18 protein-coding genes, 1 tRNA gene and 1 pseudogene are annotated in these 20,719 nt (G+C 48.8%); 19 read left to right on the top strand and 1 reads right to left on the bottom strand.

Annotated elements, in window-relative coordinates; translation table 11 throughout:
* Positions 1-389 precede the first annotated feature (389 nt).
* A pseudogene (locus NSB25_RS03560) lies at positions 390-767 on the bottom strand (metal-dependent transcriptional regulator); the annotation flags it as partial.
* A gap of 269 nt (positions 768-1,036) precedes the next feature.
* On the opposite strand from NSB25_RS03560, the gene NSB25_RS03555 reads away from it, so the two are divergent.
* The 19 genes from NSB25_RS03555 (at position 1,037) to NSB25_RS03465 (ending at position 20,695) form a co-directional block, all read left to right on the top strand.
* A complete protein-coding gene (locus NSB25_RS03555; RefSeq protein ID WP_172454945.1) occupies positions 1,037-2,887 on the top strand; it encodes an ABC transporter ATP-binding protein/permease in 1,851 nt (616 codons plus the stop codon).
* Positions 2,884-4,575 carry an amino acid ABC transporter ATP-binding/permease protein gene (locus NSB25_RS03550; protein ID WP_103238182.1) on the top strand — a complete coding sequence of 564 codons (1,692 nt, stop codon included), beginning with the start codon at positions 2,884-2,886 and terminating at the stop codon, positions 4,573-4,575. Before NSB25_RS03555 ends, NSB25_RS03550 begins: the two co-directional genes overlap by 4 nt.
* A complete protein-coding gene (locus NSB25_RS03545) occupies positions 4,575-4,925 on the top strand; it encodes a nitrous oxide-stimulated promoter family protein (protein ID WP_103238183.1) in 351 nt (116 codons plus the stop codon). The genes NSB25_RS03550 and NSB25_RS03545 overlap by 1 nt, the downstream gene beginning before the upstream one ends.
* Entirely contained in the window at positions 4,915-5,298 is a 384-nt protein-coding gene (locus tag NSB25_RS03540) for a YbaN family protein (protein WP_103238184.1), read from the top strand. Before NSB25_RS03545 ends, NSB25_RS03540 begins: the two co-directional genes overlap by 11 nt.
* Positions 5,299-5,373: 75 nt before the next feature.
* On the top strand, positions 5,374-5,577 hold the full coding sequence (locus NSB25_RS03535; RefSeq protein ID WP_103238185.1) for a hypothetical protein: 204 nt from the start codon (positions 5,374-5,376) through the stop codon (positions 5,575-5,577).
* 615 nt (positions 5,578-6,192) lie between these two features.
* Positions 6,193-6,954 carry a class I SAM-dependent methyltransferase gene (locus NSB25_RS03530; RefSeq protein WP_146039972.1) on the top strand — a complete coding sequence of 254 codons (762 nt, stop codon included), beginning with the start codon at positions 6,193-6,195 and terminating at the stop codon, positions 6,952-6,954.
* A 288-nt stretch (positions 6,955-7,242) separates the two neighbouring features.
* Entirely contained in the window at positions 7,243-8,127 is an 885-nt protein-coding gene (locus NSB25_RS03525) for a carbon-nitrogen hydrolase family protein (protein ID WP_103238187.1), read from the top strand.
* 184 nt (positions 8,128-8,311) lie between these two features.
* Positions 8,312-9,763, top strand: a complete 1,452-nt coding sequence (locus tag NSB25_RS03520; protein ID WP_103238188.1) for an aminoacyl-histidine dipeptidase — start codon at positions 8,312-8,314, stop codon at positions 9,761-9,763.
* A gap of 61 nt (positions 9,764-9,824) precedes the next feature.
* A tRNA-Pro gene (locus NSB25_RS03515) sits at positions 9,825-9,899 on the top strand.
* A gap of 154 nt (positions 9,900-10,053) precedes the next feature.
* Complete coding sequence (gene rlmD / locus NSB25_RS03510) at positions 10,054-11,220, top strand: 23S rRNA (uracil(1939)-C(5))-methyltransferase RlmD (RefSeq protein ID WP_242982289.1); 1,167 nt, start codon at positions 10,054-10,056, stop codon at positions 11,218-11,220.
* A 29-nt stretch (positions 11,221-11,249) separates the two neighbouring features.
* Positions 11,250-12,449, top strand: a complete 1,200-nt coding sequence (locus tag NSB25_RS03505) for a CapA family protein (protein ID WP_103238189.1) — start codon at positions 11,250-11,252, stop codon at positions 12,447-12,449.
* A gap of 10 nt (positions 12,450-12,459) precedes the next feature.
* Positions 12,460-13,488, top strand: a complete 1,029-nt coding sequence (locus tag NSB25_RS03500; protein WP_103238250.1) for an asparaginase — start codon at positions 12,460-12,462, stop codon at positions 13,486-13,488.
* A 214-nt stretch (positions 13,489-13,702) separates the two neighbouring features.
* The gene (gene tig, locus NSB25_RS03495) at positions 13,703-14,992 is read left to right on the top strand and encodes a trigger factor (protein WP_103238251.1); all 1,290 of its coding nucleotides are present in this window, start codon (positions 13,703-13,705) and stop codon (positions 14,990-14,992) included.
* A 290-nt stretch (positions 14,993-15,282) separates the two neighbouring features.
* Positions 15,283-15,879, top strand: a complete 597-nt coding sequence (gene clpP, locus NSB25_RS03490; protein WP_103238190.1) for an ATP-dependent Clp endopeptidase proteolytic subunit ClpP — start codon at positions 15,283-15,285, stop codon at positions 15,877-15,879.
* Positions 15,880-15,915: 36 nt separating this feature from the next.
* Positions 15,916-17,190, top strand: coding sequence for an ATP-dependent Clp protease ATP-binding subunit ClpX (gene clpX / locus NSB25_RS03485; protein WP_103238191.1), 1,275 nt, complete (start codon positions 15,916-15,918; stop codon positions 17,188-17,190).
* Between the two features lie 62 nt (positions 17,191-17,252).
* Entirely contained in the window at positions 17,253-17,849 is a 597-nt protein-coding gene (yihA, locus tag NSB25_RS03480; RefSeq protein ID WP_103238192.1) for a ribosome biogenesis GTP-binding protein YihA/YsxC, read from the top strand.
* A gap of 35 nt (positions 17,850-17,884) precedes the next feature.
* Positions 17,885-19,078, top strand: coding sequence for a sporulation integral membrane protein YtvI (ytvI, locus tag NSB25_RS03475; RefSeq protein ID WP_103238193.1), 1,194 nt, complete (start codon positions 17,885-17,887; stop codon positions 19,076-19,078).
* A gap of 245 nt (positions 19,079-19,323) precedes the next feature.
* Positions 19,324-19,887, top strand: a complete 564-nt coding sequence (locus tag NSB25_RS03470) for an RNA polymerase sigma factor (protein ID WP_103238194.1) — start codon at positions 19,324-19,326, stop codon at positions 19,885-19,887.
* Complete coding sequence (locus tag NSB25_RS03465; RefSeq protein ID WP_103238195.1) at positions 19,880-20,695, top strand: hypothetical protein; 816 nt, start codon at positions 19,880-19,882, stop codon at positions 20,693-20,695. The genes NSB25_RS03470 and NSB25_RS03465 overlap by 8 nt, the downstream gene beginning before the upstream one ends.
* Positions 20,696-20,719: the final 24 nt, after the last annotated feature.

The following is a 20,719-nucleotide window of genomic DNA, read 5'->3' as shown; positions in this document are numbered from 1 at the left end:
CATCTTTCATACAGGAGTGCCGGACATACCGAGTGGTGCATATTAACTCTGGAAGCACGGATTATCAACTCAATTTTTATGTTGAGTGGGCTGTTTTTCTATAAGCAGCGTATTGTGACAGGACTGTGATAAGGTTGTGGTCAGAGTCTGAAAATTCTGCAAATCATTTTTCATCCTATTGACAAAAGCAAGGAGTAAGAGGTATACTTAAAATTGAGTTAGCGGCTACTAACACAGAGGAGCCGCATTTTTTAGAGATATAGGTTAGTTTTTGCTAACTATAATCAGGAAAGAAAAGGAGGGCGTTTTATGGTGAAGATAACAGTAGGCATAGAAGGGATGGCCTGCGGCATGTGATTATTTGCTCCGGGCTTGTCGGTTTTCAAGAGGGACAGGATACATTTTTTCATGGCTTCGTAGCTTTCCGGTGTAATGTCATGTTCCATTTTGCAGGCATCGCTGGCGGCAATTTGTGGATCGACCCCCAGATGGACCAGCCAGTCCGTTAGCAGGGTATGGCGTTCATAGATATTCTCAGCCAGTTCCCGTCCCTCGTTTGTCAGGAGAATATACCCTTCCTCTGACACGGTGATGTACCTGTGTGCTTTCAGGTTTTTCATGGCAACGCTTACGCTGGGTTTTGAGAAATTCAGCTCATTTGCCACGTCAATGGAACGGACGGCGGGAAGACGCCTGTTTGGGATGAGGATTGTTTCGAGATAATCTTCAATGGATTCTTCAGATTTGTGACAGATGTAATTTTTCAAGCGATTGGCCGGATTAGTGGCAGCTTATTATCTGATAATAATTGATGCCCGTCCTGAGGATGGATAGATATAGAAGCGTTGTTGAAAAGTCAATGTACGCAGATGCGCCTGTAAACAGAAACACAGAATGCCTTAACCTGGAAAAGGGATCTGCATCCGGAAAGCGGCCCCCTTGAAATGGGATAAATCGGAGGACATAAGGAAAAAGGCACAGACGGCTGGAATGGAGAAAGCGCTGCCTATAAAATGACGATTGCGGAGGTAAATTTATGATGATCAATAAAAGGCTGATCGGGACAGTCAGCGAAAGCAAAAAGTACATAGCAGGGAATGTGGCGGCACAGTGGTGTTCCCTTGCGGCGAATATTGTCATGATGACGGCGGTGACAGGCCTGCTTGCTTCTCTTTTCCATAAAACGGCAGATAAAAACAACGGGTTCCTTACGGCGGCTATAGCAGCGGCGGCAGTTATGGTCCGTTATAACTGCACACTTCTTTCAAGCCGTATGGGATATCTCTCATCCAAAACGGTTAAAAAAACACTGCGTGAAAAAATATACGAAAAACTTCTGCGGCTGGGCGCTTCTTACAATGAGCAGGTGAAAACATCGGAAGTGGTACAGGTAGCGGTGGAGGGCGTGGAGCAGCTCGAAACCTATTTCGGGGCATATCTCCCGCAGTTTTTTTATGCAATGCTTGCCCCGCTTACATTGTTTTCCTGTTTGTGCTTTGTCAATGTGCCGTCCGCTGTTGTACTGTTTGTATGTGTGCCTCTGATACCTGTATCGATTGCGGCGGTGCAGACATGGGCAAAAAAGCTGCTGTCAAAATATTGGGGGCAGTACACGGCTTTGGGAGATACCTTCCTGGAAAACCTGCAGGGGCTTACGACACTGAAAATTTACCAGTCTGACAGTTTTAAGAATGAGGAGATGAACCGCGAGGCGGAAAAGTTCCGTAGAATAACCATGAAAGTCCTGACAATGCAGCTTAATTCGATCACGGTCATGGACCTGATTGCCTATGGGGGTGCGGCATTAGGGGTGATTATGGCGGCAACGCAGTTCCGTGCAGGGAATGTGACCCTTTCAGGGTGTCTTTTGGTTATCCTGCTCTCGGCGGATTTCTTCATCCCTATGCGGCAGCTTGGCAGCTTCTTTCATGTTGCGATGAACGGCATGGCGGCAAGTGATAAGATCTTCCGCCTGCTGGATCTTCCCGAAGCAGAAGAGAAAACAGGGAGCTTTCCGCAGGACTGTAAAATTGTCTGTACCGGGCTGCGCTTTTCCTATGGTGAAAATTCCTCCGATGGAGGGAATTCCTTTAATGAAGATAATTCCTCCTGCGGAGGAAGGGAAATCCTGCATGGGATCTCCATGCAGTTCCCGAAAGGGGGATTTGTTTCCATTGTCGGGGAGAGCGGCTGTGGAAAATCCACCATGGCAGCAGTCCTTATGGGGAGGGGCCGCGGCTATGGCGGCTCGGTGAAAATCGGAGACAAAGAACTTTCAGATATAAGGGAAACGGAGCTTATGAAAAACATCACCTATGTCAGCAACCAAAGCTATCTGTTCAAGGGCACCGTGAAGGAGAACCTTCTGATGGGAAAGCCGGATGCCTCTGACCAGGAGCTTTGGGAGATCCTTAATCGGGTGAACCTGGCGGGATTTCTGAAATCCGGGGGCGGGCTTGGGACGCTCCTTACGGAAAAAGCCTCGAACCTGTCAGGCGGGCAGCGCCAGAGGCTTGCGCTGGCAAGGGCGCTCTTACATGACAGCCCGGTGTATATTTTTGATGAAGCCACCTCCAATATTGATGTGGAGAGCGAGAACGACATTATGCGGGAAATCCATGCATTGGCCGGGCAGAAAACGGTGATTCTCATTTCCCACCGTCTTGCCAGTGTGACGGTTTCAGACAACATCTATGTGATGGACAAAGGGAATGTGGCGGAAAGCGGCAGCCATGAAGAACTGCTGGCAGGAGGCGGCGTTTATGCAAAGCTGTGGGATACACAGCAGAGCCTTGAAAATTACGGGAATTCCCCAAGGGTATACCTGGATGGCCATTCTGCTGGTGTAGAAGACCGGGACAGAAGAAAGGATGGTGCGGCCGGATGAAAAGAAGAAGTGGATTTTCGGTTATGGCAAGGCTGATCGGCCTTGTGAAGCCCCTTGTGGGATTTATGGTTTTGGCGGTGGTCATGGGGCTGGCAGGCCATTTGTGCGCATCGTTCATCACGATCTTTGGCAGTTACGCCGTGCTTGGGCTGCTCGGCTTTGATACGCCTCTGGGGCTGAAAGCCATGTTTGCCAGTGTAGTCCTGTTTGCAGTACTCAGGGCAGTCCTGCGTTATGCGGAGCAGTCCTGCAACCATTTTATTGCGTTTAAGCTGCTGGCGCTGATCCGGGATCAGGTGTTCCTCGCACTGCGGAAACTCTGCCCGGCAAAGCTGGAGGGCAGGGACAAAGGGGACCTGATCTCGGTCATTACCTCGGATATCGAGCTGCTGGAGGTTTTCTATGCGCACACCATTTCCCCTGCGGCAATCGCATTTTTCTATACTGCCGTTATGTGCCTGTTTATCGGTTCCTTCCACCCTGCGATGGGAATCCTGGCGCTTCTGGCATATCTGGCAGTGGGGATTATCATACCCCTCATTACATCAAGATTGAGCGGCAGCGGACGGACAGCGGCAGATGCCGCTGCGGAGTTCCGTACCGGTTCCGGGGATTTAAGCGGGTTCGTGCTTGACAGCCTGCGGGGGCTTTCCGAAACAATACAGTACAGCCGGGGCAGGGAGCGCCTGATACAGATGAATGACAGGACAGACGCCCTTTCGGAAACTGAGAAACGGATGAAGCGTACCGCAGGGAGGAATATGGCGGTCACGAATACAGCAATCCTTCTATTTGATTTATGTATGCTGCTTGTATCTGCAATGCTGTATCAAAGCGGAAAAGTGGATTTTGCCGGGGTACTCGTTCCGGTCATTGCCCTGTTTTCCTCTTTTGGCCCTGCTGTGGCGCTTGCAAATCTGGGAAGTACGCTGCAGAACACTTTCGCAGCGGGTAACCGTGTGCTGGACATTTTAGACGAAATTCCCGCCGTGCTGGAGGTGGCAGGCCGGGAAAAAACAGCTTTTGAGGGTGCCGCCGCAAAAAATGTCAGCTTTTCCTATGGGGCTGAAAGCATCCTTGAGGGTGTGTCTTTGGAAATCCCCAGGGGGCAGGTCATCGGGATTGTCGGAAAAAGCGGAAGCGGGAAATCCACGCTGTTGAAGCTGTTTATGCGGTTCTGGGATGCGGGGAACGGCAGTGTGGAGATTTCCGGCAGGGATATTTCCAGAATCAACACGGCGGATTTAAGGAATATGGAAAGTTTCATGACACAGGAAACCCATCTGTTTCATGACAGCATAAGGAGCAATCTGCGTATTGCGAAGCTGGATGCAACGGATGCTGAAATAGAAGCTGCCTGCCGGAAAGCCTCCATCCATGATTTTATCATGGGGCTGCCACAGGGGTATGATACGCCTGTGGGGGAGCTTGGGGATACGCTCTCCGGCGGCGAGAGGCAGCGGCTGGGGCTGGCAAGGGCATTCCTGCATGATGCGCCCTTCCTGCTCCTTGATGAGCCGACCAGCAACCTGGACAGCTTAAATGAGGCGGTCATACTGAAATCCCTGCGGGAAGAGCGGGATGGGAAAACGGTGCTGCTGGTGTCCCACAGGCAGTCTACAATGCGGGTTGCTGACGCCGTATATTCGGTAGAAGATCTTTCACGGACAGGAGGAAGGGTAAGCTGATGCATAAGGGTATCAATACAAAGAGGGAACGGGAAAAGGCTGTGGTGTCGGAGATGATTGCACTTTACTGCAGGAGACAGCATGGCAGGAAAAACGGCCTCTGCCCGGAATGTACAGCCCTCAATACATATGCAAGGCAGAGGAGCGACAAATGCCCGTTTATGGAGACAAAGACATTTTGCTCTAATTGTAAGGTACACTGCTATAAGCCTGAAATGAGGGAAGAAATCCGCACAGTCATGCGTTTTTCGGGACCGAGGATGATATTCCGCCACCCGGTGATGGCTGTGCGCCATGTATTGGAAGTGAAAAAAGAGAAAAAGCGATTGGAGATGTGTGATGAAACTTAAAAAAATACTGTATGTGGTTTTAGGCTGTATCGGCGTTGCATTGGGGGCATTGGGGGCAGTCCTTCCGCTCCTGCCTGCTTTCCCGTTCCTCCTGCTTGCAGCGTTTTGTTTTGCCAGGAGTTCGGAAAGGATGAACCGCTGGTTTACCGGGACAAAGCTGTATAAGAACAATCTGGAGAGCTATGTAAAGGGCAGGGGCATGACACGGAAAACCAAGGTTAAAATCATGGTGACGGTGACGCTTTTGATGTCGGTGGGGTTCGTTATGATGGATCAGGTTCCTGTCGGCAGGATTGTCCTTGCCTGCGTGTGGGTATTCCATATCCTTTATTTCATGCTGGGCGTGAAAACGATTCCCAAAGGGCAGACTTAACGGGATAGCGGCAGGCGTTATTTTGTGGTATACTTTCGTTAAAATCTAAAGAATACCCGTTTACGGAGGAATAATATGGCGCTCCATTCTAATAAGGTGAAGGCTAAGATTATCAAAAGCTCTTTTACATGCCAGAGAGACAACCTTACCATCCGGGGAACAGAGTACAGGCCCAAGGGGGACTGTCTGCCAATCGCTGTTGTAAGCCATGGCTTTATGGCTTTTCAAGATACGGTCCGCCAGTATGCGAAAGCGATGGTGGAAATGGGATATGTTTAATAGAGGAAAGAACGATGGGGCAGGAACCGTATCGTTCTTCCCGTTAGACGGCGGCAGGCATGGATTTTCTAAAAGGCATGACAGGGCGGCGATAGGGTATTTGAAACAATTCCTTGCTGTAGGAAACCCATAATCTAAGCACATACTTTCGTTTCCAATGCAAAGTCTGGCTGTCCAGGAACTGGACAGGGCAGCAACCTTAAGATGGCCTATTGAACAATGCTTTGAAAAATGTAAAAGCAACCTGGGAATAGGATATTATGAATGCCGGAGTTACCAGGGCTGGAACCGTCATATGCTGTGTGTGATGATAGCGCATCTGTTTACGATTTATATGCGGGAAATCTTTAAAAAAAGAAATTCCATCGATCATGCCGATGGTAGTTAAGCTGATGCATGGAATTGTAACCTATACAGTTACAAATATGAAAGCGATTGTATGTTACCACATACGCAGGAACCATTGTGCCTATCTGGCTCATAGAAAGACCACGCTTTCAAAAAGTTCGCTGTAGTACTAAGGCAAGGGAAATAACCGTAAAAATAGTTTCTGATTCATTCATAATTTACACCAAATTCAGAATTGTGCGAATCTGCATCTTCAAGGAGAGTTTTATGGAAAAAGAAAAATTACTTTTTTATAATGAATACGAAGAGTTTTATGAAATGGCAGAAACATCTATTGCTTTTCAAAGATTTTGTTTTGATTCGTTTGGACAGGACTTTTCACAAGATGGATTTAGTGACATTGAGCAAATAGATATGATATTGCCATATATTCCGACTGTAGGAGATGTTCATATATTGGATGTTGGCTGCGGAAACGGAAAAATGTTGGGATATTTGCAAAAAAGGACTGGTGCATTTATACATGGCTTTGACTATTCCCAAAAAGCAATAACAAATGCTCGGGCGCAATTTACCCGGAATGCAGACTTTAACCAGGGGATAATAGGTGAAATCGAGTATCCGAACAATTCCTTTGATGTGGTTGTATCTATGGATACTATGTACTTTTCGAAAGATATGAGTGCCTTTGTAGGTCAAATAAAGAGATGGCTAAAACCTGATGGCACTTTATTTGCAGGTTATCAGGAAGGTGAGTTGGTTCCAAGGACAATTGATGAATATACTACAGAATTGGCTAATGCCCTGAAAAATAATAGAATGAATTTTGAGGTAAAAAATATTACAGAACAAACTTATGAGCTATTGAAAACGAAAAGAGATGCTGCAATTATTCATAAAGCCGAGTTTGAAAACGAAGGGCATAAACAATGGTTTGATATGCTGATGGTGCAAACGGAGTGGGCTGAGGAACCATATCAAGTATTTGAAAAGGCGATGGCCAGGTATATTTATATAGCAAGAAAATAGGTACTATCAATGAGAACAATAAAAATCCATTCATAATGGAAGGAGGTCTGCTGTGGACAGTCAGGGCTTAAAAAGAAACTATACCGCAGGACAGCTTGCTCTTCTTTTAATGATTAACAAAGAGCTGGTGGAAGGACATGGACAATTGAATTTAAATGACAGCAGCCTGTGATTTCCATAGAAAAATGGTGACATTTGATAAATGTACAGGATGGAAATATATTTACAGAAGAAAAGGTATCAGGTAACTTGTAATGTGGTATATATAGAAAGAGAGGGAACAGAACAATGAATTTGTTAAAAATCGCTTTATTGCAGATTGCACCCTGCAAGACACTGAAGGAAAATCTCGATAAGGGCATCAGATATTGTACCGAAGCAAAGGAAAAAGGGGCTGATATCGCGCTGTTTCCTGAAATGTGGAGCAGCGGATACCGCATCTATGACCGTCCTGTGGAAGAGTGGAAAGCGGAGGCAATCTCTGCGGACAGTGATTTTGTGCAGGCTTTTGGCGAGCTTGCCGGGACACTTCACATGGCTGTCGGTATCACTTTGCTTGAAAAATATGAAAACGCCCCCCGCAATTCACTTATTCTCTTTGACAGATTCGGAGAACGAAAGTTAAGCTATGCCAAAGTACATACCTGCGATTTTGATGTGGAGCGGCATCTGACGCCCGGGGAAGACTTTTATGTTACGACCCTGGATACGGCCTGCGGTGAGTTAAAAACGGGCGCAATGATCTGCTATGACAGAGAATTCCCTGAAAGCGCAAGAATTTTAATGCTGAAAGGAGCGGAGCTGATTCTGGTGCCAAATGCCTGCCCCATGGAAATAAATCGTCTTACACAGCTGCGGGCCAGAGCTTATGAGAATATGACCGCCATTGCCACCTGTAATTATCCCGAATCGGTTCCCGACTGCAACGGCGGTTCCAGTGTCTTTGACGGTGTGGCTTACCTTCCTGAACTGGAACATTCGAGGGATACCTGCATATTGCAGGCGGACGGAAAAGAAGGAATTTATATTGCCGGGCTTGACCTGGATCAGCTGCGTAACTACCGCAGGAGGGAAGTACACGGAAATGCCTATCGTCATCCGAAAAAATATGGACTTTTAGTTGACACACAGATTAACGCTCCGTTTATCAGAAATGATTATCGGGAGAATTGAAGTTTTATGGGGAATGGGATATACTTGAAATATGACATACAATCATGAGACAGAGCTTTGCGCAGGCCGTTGCGCAGATAAAAGAACCGTACGGCATATTTCACAGAGAACCGTACGCAGCGGCAGTTTTCTCAGCGGCCGGAATGACGGCGGGCGGATGTAAAGCAGAGACAGGAGGAGCAAAATGGGTATTTTATCGGAACTGGAACCGAAGAATGTATTTACTTTTTTTGAAGAGATCACAAAGATTCCCCATGGTTCGGGGAATGTGGAGCAGATCAGCAATTATCTGGCGGACTTTGCCGGGGAGAGAGGGCTTTTCTGTATTCAGGACAGTCTGAAGAATGTGATTATCATAAAGGAAGCCACACCGGGGTATGAGCAGGAGCCTGCGGTAATTCTGCAGGGACATATGGACATGGTGGCAGTGAGAAAGCCGGACTGTGACATTGACATGAAAAAGGAAGGTCTGCGGGTTGCGGTCCGCGGGGATGAAATCTATGCGGAAGGGACCAGCCTGGGCGGAGATGACGGCATTGCGGTGGCCTATTGCCTGGCGCTTCTGGACGCAGGGAGCATTGCGCATCCCCGGCTGGAAGTGGTCATCACAGTGGATGAAGAAGTGGGAATGGACGGCGCAAGAGGGATTGATCTGTCCGTGCTTAAGGGTCATCGCATGATTAATCTGGATTCCGAGGATGAGGGAATCTTCCTGACCAGCTGTGCCGGGGGAGCAAGGGTGCATTGTAATCTGCCTCTCAACAGGTGTGAGAGGACAGGAAAGGCTGTGGAGGTAACGCTGGGGGGACTGCTGGGAGGGCATTCCGGAGGAGAGATACACAGGGAGAGAGGCAATTCCAACTGTCTCTTCGGCAGGCTTCTGTACAGGCTCTCGGCAAAAATGCCGGTCAGTATTCAGGAATTGAACGGAGGTCTGGCGGACAATGCCATTCCCCGGGAGACCAGGGCCATACTGGTGTTCGAGGAGGCGGACAATGCCGGATTTATGGAGACGGTAAAGTGTGTGGAGGAAGAAATGCAGGCAGAACTGGCCTCCAGGGATCCGGGCTTCTTTATTCAGGTGAAAGAAAACGGGTCGGGTGTTTTTTCCTGCATAACGGCAGAAGATACCAAAAAAGCGGCATATTTCCTGACAGCGCTGCCGAACGGCGTACAGGCTATGAGCCCCGACATGCCGGGGCTGGTGGAAACTTCGCTGAATCTGGGGATTCTGAAAGTCGAAGATGCCGGTCTGCAGGCAGAATTTTCCGTGCGCAGCAGTGTGGAGACCGCAAAAGCTGCACTGATTGAAAAACTGCAGGTAATTACAGAGCTGACAGGAGGAAGCTGTGTCATTTCGGGAGATTATCCGGGCTGGAAGTATCGTAAGAATTCACCTCTGCGGGAGAAAATGACTTCCTTATATAAAGAGATGTACGGAGAGATGCCCAGGGTGGAGGCGATTCACGCGGGACTGGAATGCGGTATTCTGGGAAGTAAAATCAAGGACCTGGACTGCGTGTCCATAGGGCCGGATATGAGAGATATCCATACCACAGAGGAGACACTGAGCATTGCCTCCACCAGGCGGGTGTGGGAGTATCTGGTACGACTGCTGGAGAAGAAAGAAAATTAAATTTTTTTGAAAAAAACTGTTGCATTTTTTCCTGTGACACGTTATAATACTACTTGTGTCACGGGGTGTGGCTCAGCTTGGTTAGAGCGCCGTCTTAGGGAGGCGGAGGTCGCGAGTTCGAATCCCGCCACTCCGATACCGGAAAGCACCGATTTTGTCGGTGCTTTTATTCGTAACAACAGAATCCACGCTCTGCGTGGATTCTGTTGTTGTACGCGGAGATTATCCGGCACGCCGTTACCGTGCCGGCAGGAATGAAGGCTGAAGAGTATTATATACAGGAGAAAGAGATGCAGCAGAAGAAGCAAAACGAAGGGAAGCAAAAAGTATGTCCGGTGTCTTCCAAATGCGGAGGATGTCGCTGGATTCATAAAAGTTATCAGGAGCAGCTGGAAGCTAAAAGCATATTTTTCCGGAAGCTTATGGAGCCTTACTGCAGGCCGGAGCCAATGATTGCCATGGAGAAGCCAACTCATTATCGGAATAAAGTGCATGCGGTATTCGGTGAAGACAGGAGACACAATGTCATCTCCGGGATCTATGAAGAGAAAAGCCACAGGATAGTCCCGGTGGACAGCTGCCTCATTGAAAATCAGAAGGCAGACGAGATTATTGTGTCCATAAGGGGACTTCTGAAGTCCTTTAAAATCCGACCTTACAACGAAGATACAGGCTTTGGGCTGCTGCGTCATGTGCTGGTGCGGGTGGGACATGCCACGGGACAGATTATGGTGGTGCTGGTGCTGAGCTCACCTGTTCTGCCCTCCAAAAATAATTTTGTCAGAGCGCTGCTGAAGCTTCATCCGGAGATTACCACGATAGTCCTCAATGTCAATGACCGGGATACCAGCATGATTCTGGGAGATCGGGAGAGAACAATCTACGGGAAGGGGTATATAGAAGACCGGCTCTGCGGGAAGACATTCCGGATTTCCCCGGGTTCCTTTTACCAGGTAAATCCTGTTCAGACGGAAAAGCTTTACACAAAGGCCATGGAATATGCCTGTCTGACAGGCAGGGAACGGGTAGTGGACGCCTACTGCGGCACCGGTACCATCGGGATGATTGCCGCCGACCATGCCGGGGAGGTCATCGGGGTGGAGCTGAACCGGGATGCGGTCAGAGATGCGGTAAAAGGTGCCAGACAAAATGGAATCAGGAATATCAGCTTTTACCGGAATGATGCGGGAGATTTTCTTCTGGAGATGGCGGAACAGGGGGAGGGGCTCGACGTGCTGCTGATGGATCCGCCCAGAAGCGGCAGCAGCGAAGTCTTTTTAAATGCGGCAGCAAGAATCGCGCCGAAGCGGATTGTATATATTTCCTGTAATCCGGAGACGCTGGTGAGGGATCTTCGTCTGCTTACGAAGAAGAATTACCGGGCGGCAAAAGCTGTGGCTGTGGATATGTTTCCCTTTACGGATTCTGTGGAAGCTGTCGTGCAGCTGCTCAGATGAGTAAGAGCTGACGAAAAGAGGTACAGGAAATGATGAAAAAGAAACTGGAGGGACTGCTGCTTCTGCTCTGTCTTGCGCTGAGCGGATGCGGGAACAGAGAGGCACAGGCTGTGGTACCGTTTCCTTCGGCGCAGGCGGCAGAGGAAGTACCCGGACAGCCGAAAGACAACATACAGCCGAAAGACAACACACAGCCGTCAGAAGGGACCGCAGGGACAACGGAGACGGCCGCTTCGGAGCCCGCACAGGAACCGGAAGATACCGGGTATGATTTCACGGTATGCTTTGCCGGCGATATCAATCTGGATGAGAACTGGGGCACCACACAGTTTATGAGCGCACAGGAGAACGGCATCTATGACTGTATCTCGGAGGAGCTTGTCTCTGCGATGCAGGAAGCGGACATCATGTGTCTGAACAACGAATTCACCTACAGTACGGGCGGGGAGCCTCTGGCGGGAAAGGCGTATACCTTCCGGGCCATGCCGGAGAGAGTGGAGGTGCTGCATCAGCTGGGAGTGGATGCGGTGACTCTGGCCAACAATCATGTCTATGACTATGGGAAAGAGGCTTTGCTTGATACTTTTGGGGTGCTGGAGGAGGCGGAAATCCCGTACTTTGGAGCGGGACGGAATCTGGAAGAAGCCGGAAAGCCTCTGTATCTGGAGATCCAGGGCAAGACAGTGGCACTTGTGGCCGCTTCCCGGGCGGAGAAAAATAAGATGACGCCTCAGGCCACAGATACGGAACCTGGGATTCTGCGCTGTTATGACACGGAACTGTTCCTGGATACCATTCGGGAGGCAAAGGAGAATTCCGATTTCTGCATTGCCTTTGTCCACTGGGGAACGGAGTACAGCTTTGCGCTGGAGCAGGTGCAGCCGGATACCGGCAAGCAGTACCTGGACGCCGGAGCCGATGCGGTCATCGGCGCGCACACGCATTGTCTTCAGGGAATGGAATATTATGACGGGAAGCCCATAATCTACAGTCTGGGGAATTACTGGTTTAATGAGAAAACTCTGGACACCATGCTTCTGCAGCTGCATTTTTCGGGGGATGAGGAATCTGCGCAGCTGACTGTGCAGGTAATTCCGGCAGTGCAGTCAGGATACAGAACCGTTTATGCGGCAGATGCCGGAGAACAGAGACGGATTTATGATTTCCTGGAAGAGATTTCCGTCAATGTGAGAATTTCGGATGAAGGAATTGTCTCGGAGGTCAAATGAAATGGAAGATATGAAAAAAGTACTGTTGATTGCCACAGGAGGCACCATTGCATCCGGATATACGGAAGATGGTCTTGCGCCGCAGATAGCTGCCGGGGCACTGCTGCGGTATGTGGAGGAATACAGAGATTTCTGCAGAGTGGATGTACAGGAACCTTTCAGTCTGGACAGTACGAATATATATGGAAGACATTGGGTGGAGCTGGCAGGGCTGATTGAAAAAAAGTATGACGCTTACGACGGCTTTGTAATCTGCCACGGTACGGACACCATGGCGTTCACGGCGGCAGCATTGTCCTATCTGATACAGAACAGCAGGAAGCCGATTGTGGTTACCGGGGCTCAGAAACCCATAGACCTGCCGGTGACAGATGCCAGGACCAATCTGCTGGACAGTCTGAGGTTTGCGTCTGATGGGAGAGCACATGGGGTTAATATTGTCTTTGGCGGCAATGTAATCGCCGGGACCAGAGCAAAAAAGGAGCGCTCCAAAAGCTACAATGCCTTTTCCAGCATCAACTATCCCAATATAGCCGTCATCAGAGACGGCAGGATCATTTTTTACATTGAGGATGAAGACCGGATAAACGGACAGGTAACCTTCTATCATACATTGAACGAGAGGATACTGCTTCTGAAGCTGGTTCCCGGAATGGATGGCACGGTGCTGAACCGGCTGTTTTCCGGCTATGACGGTGTGATTATAGAGGCTTTTGGCGTGGGCGGCTTCCCGGATTACGGAGAGATTCCCTTTTATTCGGAAATCCGCCGCTGGATGGACGCCGGCAAATTCGTGATGATGGCCACCCAGGTGACGCATGAGGGAAGTGATATGGAGGTCTATCAGGTGGGAAAGGTGATCAAGGAGGAATTCGGTCTGATGGAAGCCTATGATATGACGCTGGAGGCCACGGTTACGAAGGCCATGTGGGCACTGGGACAGACAAAAGACCCGGAGGTGTTCCGCAGGCTGTTTTACAGAACGGTCAATCACGATATTCTGTTAGGGGAGGAACAGGCGTCTGAACTGCCCAGTTAACAAAAAATTAATCCGAAAACATTTGTGTTTTCGAAGACCTTATGCTATAATGCTAATAATTGTGGCTGTGTCTGCAGTGTTGTCGGAACATATCTTCCTTTGCGGAGTAGAAGCTTCTTTAATATAACGGACTGTATAATAGAAGATTTTTCTTAAGATGATGACAATGGACGATGAATATATAAGACACAGATTTGAAGGAGGAAATGGTACGATGAGTTTACAGGTGGAAAAATTAGAGAACAATATGGCCAGGCTGACGATTGAAGTGGCGGCGGAGGAGCTGGAGAAGGCAATTGAGAGCGCTTATCAGAAGAATAAGGGCAAGATCAGCCTTCCCGGTTTCCGCAAGGGCAAGGCGCCCCGCAGGATGCTGGAGCAGATGTACGGCAAGGAGATATTTTATGAAGATGCCGCCAATGAGCTGATTCCTGATGCATATGAAGCGGCTTATGACGAGTGCGGAGAGGAGATCGTGTCCAGCCCGAAGATCGACGTGGTTCAGCTGGAGGCGGGAAAGCCCTTCATTTTCACAGCGGAGGTAGCGCTGAAGCCGGAGGCTGTCCTCGGTCAGTATAAGGGAATCAAAGTGGACAAGGTGGATGCAGAGGTTACGGAAGAAGAGATAACCGCGGAGATTGACAGAGAGAGGGAGAAGAATTCCAGGACTGTGGATGTCACCGACAGAGCGATCAGGGAAGGCGACATTGCCACCATTGACTTTGAAGGCTTTGTGGACGGAGAGGCTTTTGAGGGCGGAAAGGGAAGCGATTATCCGCTGACCATTGGTTCTCATACATTCATTCCCGGCTTTGAGGAAGAGCTGATCGGTGCCGAGGCCGGTCAGGAGAAGGAAGTAAATGTGACATTTCCGGAGGACTATCAGGCGGCGGAGCTGGCCGGGAAGCCTGCGGTATTTAAGTGTGTGGTTAAGCGGCTGCAGGAGAAGCAGCTCCCTGAGCTCGACGATGATTTTGTAGGAGAAGTGTCGGAGGAAAGCGATACTGTGGAGGAATACAGAACCGAAATCCGGAATAAACTGGCTGACAGGAAGACAGCGGAAGCCAAAAACGCCAAAGAGGAGTCGGTGATTGACGCTATCATTGCCAATGCGCAGATGGAGATACCGGAACCTATGATCGAGACACAGCAGAGACAGATGGTTCAGGAGTATGCGCAGAGAATGCAGTCCCAGGGTATCAGCATCGAACAGTATATGCAGTTTACCGGCATGACCAGAGAAATGCTGCTGGAGCAGGTGAAGCCGCAGGTACTGAAGAGAATTCAGTCCAGACTGGTGCTGGAGGCGGTTGCGGAAGCCGAGAACATTGAAGTGACAGAAGAGGAAGTAAACGAAGAGCTGAAGAAGATGGGCGAAGCCTATCAGATGGAGATTGATAAGGTGGAAGAGTTCCTGGGCGAGAACGGAAGAACTCAGGTGAAGGAAGATATTCGTGTCAGAAAGGCCGCGGAACTTGTGGTGGAGAACGCCGTGGAAGAATAGACAGGTTTGCGGAACTTAAACAGCAGAGATGTCGAAAGGTATATCGAGGAATCTCTGCGGAACTTAAACAGCAGAGATGCCGAAGATATACGATAAATTTACGGATACGCATTTTGTAGCCGGAAATTTATCAGGATAAAGGTATATCGAGGAATCTCTGCGGAACTTAAACAGCAGAGATGCCGAAGATATACGATAAATTTACGGATACGCACTATGTAGCCGGAAATTTATCAGGATAAAGGTATATCGAGGAATCTCTGCGGAACTTAAATAGGAGGTTTTTCAAAATGAGTTTAATACCTTATGTGGTTGAACAGACCAGCAGAGGCGAGAGATCATATGATATTTATTCCAGATTGTTAAAGGACAGAATCGTGGTTCTTGGGGAGGAAGTGAATGATGTTTCCGCCAGTGTGATAGTGGCACAGCTGCTGTTCCTGGAAGCCGAGGATCCGGAGAAGGACATTCATCTCTATATCAACAGCCCGGGCGGCGTCATTACTGCGGGTATGGCTATTTATGATACCATGCACTATATTAAATGCGACGTGTCCACAGTATGCATGGGAATGGCGGCAAGCATGGGATCTTTTCTGCTTGCCGGAGGAGCAAAGGGAAAACGCTTTGCCCTTCCCAACGCGGAGGTCATGATTCATCAGCCTGCAGGCGGTTCTCAGGGGCAGGCCACGGATATTGACATTGCAGCGAAGCATATTCTGAGGACCCGGGAGAAATTAAATCATATGCTTGCCGAGAATACAGGCAGGGATTATGAGACCATATGTGCCGATACCGAGCGCGATTACTGGATGACTGCCCAGGAAGCGAAGGAATATGGCATTGTGGATATGGTGATTTCTTCCCATGACGCTCAGAAGGCCTGAGCTGTCATGAAATGAGTAAAGAGTAGGAGTAGCGGAATGGCGAGTAAAATGATGGGAAATGATATCAGATGTTCTTTCTGTAACAAGACGCAGAATCAGGTCCGCAAGCTGATTGCCGGGCCGGCAGGCGTCTACATCTGTGACGATTGTATTGATATCTGTGCGGATATACTGGAGGAAGAGCTGCAGGATGAGGAAGAGGAAGAAGCAATTCATCCTGACATTAATCTGCTGAAGCCCGTTGAAATCAAGAATTTTCTGGATGAATATGTAGTGGGGCAGGAGGATGCCAAAAAGGTATTGTCCGTTGCTGTGTACAATCATTATAAGAGGGTGATGGCCCCGAGGGACCTGGATGATGTTGAATTGCAGAAGAGCAACATTATCATGGTAGGACCTACAGGGTCCGGCAAAACCTATCTGGCCCAGACACTGGCGAAGATTATCAATGTGCCGTTTGCCATTGCAGATGCGACGACGCTGACTGAGGCCGGATATGTGGGTGAGGACGTGGAGAATATTCTGCTGAAGCTGATTCAGGCTGCAGAATATGATGTGGAACGCGCCCAGTACGGAATTATTTATATTGACGAGATTGACAAGATTACCAAAAAAGGTGAGAATGTATCCATCACCCGTGATGTGTCGGGGGAGGGTGTTCAGCAGGCTCTCCTGAAGATTGTGGAGGGTACGGTTGCGAATGTTCCGCCTCAGGGAGGCAGAAAGCATCCGCATCAGGAATTGATTTCCATTGACACTTCCAATATTTTATTTATCTGCGGCGGTGCTTTCGACGGACTGGAGAAGATTGTGGAGGCCAGGCTGGACCGCAAAGCCATCGGCTTCAGTACGGATGTTACCGAGAAGTCGAGAAAGGAAATCGGAGATCTGCTGCAGGAGGTGACGCCCCAGGATCTGGTGAAATTTGGTCTGATACCCGAGTTTGTAGGCCGTGTGCCCATCTGCGTGTCGCTGAGAGGGCTGGATGACGAGGCGTTGATTCGCATTCTGCAGGAGCCTAAAAATGCGCTGATCAAGCAATACCAAAAGCTGTTTGACATGGACGGTGTGGAGCTTAACTTTGAGGAGGAGGCCATCAGGGCGATTGCCATGAAAGCGTTTGAGCGCAAGACAGGGGCAAGAGGACTCCGCTCCATCATGGAAAGTATTCTGATGGATATCATGTATCGGATACCTTCCGATGAGACCATTGAAGAATGCATTATCACGAAGGATACGGTGGAGGAAGGAAATGCGCCTCTGACGATTCACAAGAATGAACACAGAATAGGTCTGAATAAAGCGATGTAATACAGCATAAAACGCCGTCCCTGTGACGGCGTTTTGCGTGAGAGGGAAAGGATATACGGAATATGGTAATCAAAGATGTCAGCCTGGAAATCGTGTGTGGCGTCAGCAGCAGACTGCCGGAAACGACTTTGCCGGAAGTGGCATTTGCGGGCAAAAGCAATGTGGGCAAATCCTCGTTGATCAACGCGCTGATGAACCGGAAGTCTCTGGCCAGAACCAGCTCCCAGCCGGGGAAGACCCAGACAATCAATTACTATAACATTAATCATGCGCTTTATTTTGTGGATTTACCGGGGTATGGCTATGCGAAAGTCAATGAAAAAGTAAAGGCACAGTGGGGGAAAATGGTGGAAAATTATCTCCATGGTTCCGGACAGCTCAGACAGGTGTTTCATCTGATTGACATTCGGCATGCGCCATCGGAAAACGACAGAACCATGTACGACTGGATTGTGAAGAGCGGCTATCACCCTGTGCTTATAGCCACAAAGCTGGACAAACTCAAGAGAAGCCAGATACAGGGACAGCTGAAGCTGATTCGCACCGGACTGAATGCAGATAAAAATACCGTTATTGTACCGTTTTCAGCCGAGACAAAGCAGGGGCGTGAGGAAATATATGGGATTCTGGACGGGATTCTGAACGATTCAGTTTATTGATTTGAGCATGCGCCGAAGCGCACAGGGGGGTAGGCATGAAAAAGTACTGCAAGGCATTAGCAAATCTTACGGTGGCACTGGTAATCCTGCTTTGTGTCATCTTTATTCTTCCCAGAGCAATTGTATTCTTCTCACCTTTTGTGACAGGGTGGATTATTGCTCTGATTGCGGGACCGCTGGTGCGTTTTTTTGAGGAGAAGGTAAAGCTGAAGAGAAAGGTAGGCGGTGCCTTTGTGATTGTTGTGGTCATTGCATTGGTGGTTCTGGTGATTTATCTGGCGGGTGTCAAGCTGTTTGAGCAGATGGCCGGACTTGCTTCCTCACTGCCGGAAATGCTGGAGAGCATGGAGGCTGATCTGGCCAGCATAGGGGATAAACTGAATGTGCTGCTGGATAAGCTTCCCTGGGATATCCATCTGAACCTGAATCAGAATGCGATAAAACTGGATGACTATTTCGGCGAATTTCTGGAGAGAGTGGGTACGCCTACCATCGAGGCGGCGGGAAATTTTGCGAAGCAGCTGCCGGCTCTGTTTATCGCAATGATTATGGCGCTGCTTTCCTCTTACTTTTTTGTGGCGGAGAGACAGCAGATCAACGAAGGATTCCGGAAATACATGCCCGCTTCCATGCAGCTTCGGTATCGCCTGATTCGTCACAGCCTGACGAAATCTGTGGGAGGCTATCTGAAGGCACAGCTGAAGATCGAAGTCTGGATGTATTTTCTGCTGCTGATTGGTCTGGGCATTTTAAAGGTTAATTATTTTGCACTGATAGCGCTGGTCATTGCATTTCTGGATTTCCTGCCGTTTCTTGGCACAGGGACAGTGCTGATTCCCTGGGCGGTTATCAAGATTCTGACCGCGGATTACAAGACCGCGATTGGACTGCTGGTAATCTGGGGTGTGGGACAGTTGGCCAGACAGCTGATTCAGCCGAAAATTGTGGGTGATTCCATCGGTGTTCCTCCGCTGCCTACGCTTTTCCTGCTTTATGTGGGATATAAAGTCAGCGGTGTGGTGGGAATGATTGTGGCTGTGCCAATCGGACTTCTGATCTATTCCCTGTATCAGGACGGCGCATTTGAGACCACGAAGAACAGTGTGCTGATTCTGGTGGCCGGTGTCAACCGATTTCGAAGGCTTGACAGGGAAGATATGACAGAGGTGGAGGAAATGGCCAGACGGAACGAGACCGCTGCAGAGAAACTGGATGAAACCGGGGAATAGAATCCGCTTTTTGAAAAAATAAAATAATTATCTTTTTGATGAAACTTTTTACAGTTAAAATACGTCTATATATGTAAGAGAGTGTACAATGCACTCTCTTTTATATTGGATACAAAAATTTTACAACCGCAGACAAAGTACATATGCAACTTTGATACAAAGTTATTTTACAATATTTGCAGTAAACCGATATGGTTCGGGATATTACTATATAGAAGAAAAGGTTTTGCGCAAAACATATCAGGATGATAACAACAGATACGGATAGTCGAAAGCTACAACAGAAAATTGATGAGTATGGCGACATGCTGTTTAAGCTGAGCTTCGTGCGTCTTCAGAATGTACAGGATGCGGAGGACGTTGTGCAGGAGGTCTTTTATCAGTATGTCAAAAATATCGGTTCTTTTCAGGATCCCGAGCATGAGAAGGCATGGCTGCTGAAGGTGACTGTGAACGCCTGCCGCAAGGTGTGGCGCAGTGCATGGCGCCGCCGCAGGAGAGAATGGAATCCGGAGGATGGCAGAACGGAGGAGACTGGGCAGGACGGCATCTGCCGGGAAGCACAGAGTACGATGCCCGGGCCGGAAGAGACAGCTTTCCGAAGGGAAGAAAACCGGTGTCTGATGAGTGCAGTGATGGCGCTGCCGGCAAAATATCGTGATGTGATTCACCTTTTCTACTATGAGGAGCTTTCCGTGAAAGAGATTGCCCGGATTACGGGGCGTGTGGAATCCACGGTGACATCGCAGCTGACCAGAGGACGGGAGCTGCTGAGGAAGTCATTAAAGGGGGAGTACGATTTTGATTAAATTTCGGAATGCATATCGGGAAGCTGCGAGTGACCTGCCTGAATTTCATATGGAGGCATCTCAGGTACAGGATGAGCTGCATCATCACAGAATGCAGATGCAGAGGAGAAGGTACCTGATTGCCAGAGGCTGTACAGCGGCGGCTGTGTTTCTTTTGTTCGGTGCAGGAACCGTGGCGGCAAAAAATTATCGGGACAGCAATATACGGGTCAGTGACAATGGATTTGTTATCACCAGTGCAGGGGAAGACCAGGAAGGGCTCCCTGACGGGAGAAATCTTCCTGATCCGGCCTCAATTTTAAGCCTAGGGGGGGCATTTTCCATAGAGGAAGGTATCCCTGACGACGAGATAGAGGTATATGAACCGGAGATAACAGAATACAATTCTATAGAGGAATTTCTCACGGTGTCCAATGTGACTGCCGCAATTCCGGATAAAGAACTTTTCGGCGAGACATTTACAGGTGAAAACGTGGATGTTGTGGAAGACGGAAGTGAAGTGAGTATTTATCTGTATAATGAGAATGTAAGTTTTTTCATGATACAATTTGACAACAGAGAGTATGAGGGGTACAGTACTGCAACCTCGTTTTCGGGAAGCAGCGGTAACGAGAGGAACTATACCAACAGCCAGGGTCTGAATTATGTGGTATTTGACTCTGTAGATGAGAAGGGGGAGACGGAATCCGTGCATGCGGCAATTTCCGTAAATGGCAGGGATTTGACGTTTACTTTCCAGGGCTTTGACGAGACTGTGATCGAGAAAATTTTATATACCCTGGATTTAACCGTTTATTTTCAGGATTAGCGGCGATAATTCAACAGGGCGGAT

Origin of the sequence: Acetatifactor muris, from assembly GCF_024623325.1 — a bacterium.
GTDB lineage: Bacteria > Bacillota > Clostridia > Lachnospirales > Lachnospiraceae > Acetatifactor > Acetatifactor muris.
The sequence above is the reverse complement of the archived record's forward strand: the minus strand, read 5'-3'. Positions and strand labels throughout refer to the sequence as shown.

Excerpts from the sequence above, each read along its gene's own strand:
- ytvI (WP_103238193.1), top strand. The coding sequence starts at position 17,885 with ATGAAAAAGTACTGCAAGGCATTAGCAAATCTTACGGTGGCACTGGTA.
- NSB25_RS03470 (WP_103238194.1), top strand. The coding sequence starts at position 19,324 with ATGATAACAACAGATACGGATAGTCGAAAGCTACAACAGAAAATTGAT.
- NSB25_RS03530 (WP_146039972.1), top strand. The coding sequence starts at position 6,193 with ATGGAAAAAGAAAAATTACTTTTTTATAATGAATACGAAGAGTTTTAT.
- NSB25_RS03535 (WP_103238185.1), top strand. The coding sequence starts at position 5,374 with ATGGCGCTCCATTCTAATAAGGTGAAGGCTAAGATTATCAAAAGCTCT.
- NSB25_RS03520 (WP_103238188.1), top strand. The coding sequence starts at position 8,312 with ATGGGTATTTTATCGGAACTGGAACCGAAGAATGTATTTACTTTTTTT.
- yihA (WP_103238192.1), top strand. The coding sequence starts at position 17,253 with ATGGTAATCAAAGATGTCAGCCTGGAAATCGTGTGTGGCGTCAGCAGC.
- tig (WP_103238251.1), top strand. The coding sequence starts at position 13,703 with ATGAGTTTACAGGTGGAAAAATTAGAGAACAATATGGCCAGGCTGACG.
- NSB25_RS03500 (WP_103238250.1), top strand. The coding sequence starts at position 12,460 with ATGAAAAAAGTACTGTTGATTGCCACAGGAGGCACCATTGCATCCGGA.
- NSB25_RS03555 (WP_172454945.1), top strand. The coding sequence starts at position 1,037 with ATGATGATCAATAAAAGGCTGATCGGGACAGTCAGCGAAAGCAAAAAG.
- rlmD (WP_242982289.1), top strand. The coding sequence starts at position 10,054 with ATGCAGCAGAAGAAGCAAAACGAAGGGAAGCAAAAAGTATGTCCGGTG.
- NSB25_RS03505 (WP_103238189.1), top strand. The coding sequence starts at position 11,250 with ATGATGAAAAAGAAACTGGAGGGACTGCTGCTTCTGCTCTGTCTTGCG.
- clpX (WP_103238191.1), top strand. The coding sequence starts at position 15,916 with ATGGCGAGTAAAATGATGGGAAATGATATCAGATGTTCTTTCTGTAAC.
- NSB25_RS03525 (WP_103238187.1), top strand. The coding sequence starts at position 7,243 with ATGAATTTGTTAAAAATCGCTTTATTGCAGATTGCACCCTGCAAGACA.
- NSB25_RS03550 (WP_103238182.1), top strand. The coding sequence starts at position 2,884 with ATGAAAAGAAGAAGTGGATTTTCGGTTATGGCAAGGCTGATCGGCCTT.
- NSB25_RS03540 (WP_103238184.1), top strand. The coding sequence starts at position 4,915 with ATGAAACTTAAAAAAATACTGTATGTGGTTTTAGGCTGTATCGGCGTT.
- NSB25_RS03545 (WP_103238183.1), top strand. The coding sequence starts at position 4,575 with ATGCATAAGGGTATCAATACAAAGAGGGAACGGGAAAAGGCTGTGGTG.
- clpP (WP_103238190.1), top strand. The coding sequence starts at position 15,283 with ATGAGTTTAATACCTTATGTGGTTGAACAGACCAGCAGAGGCGAGAGA.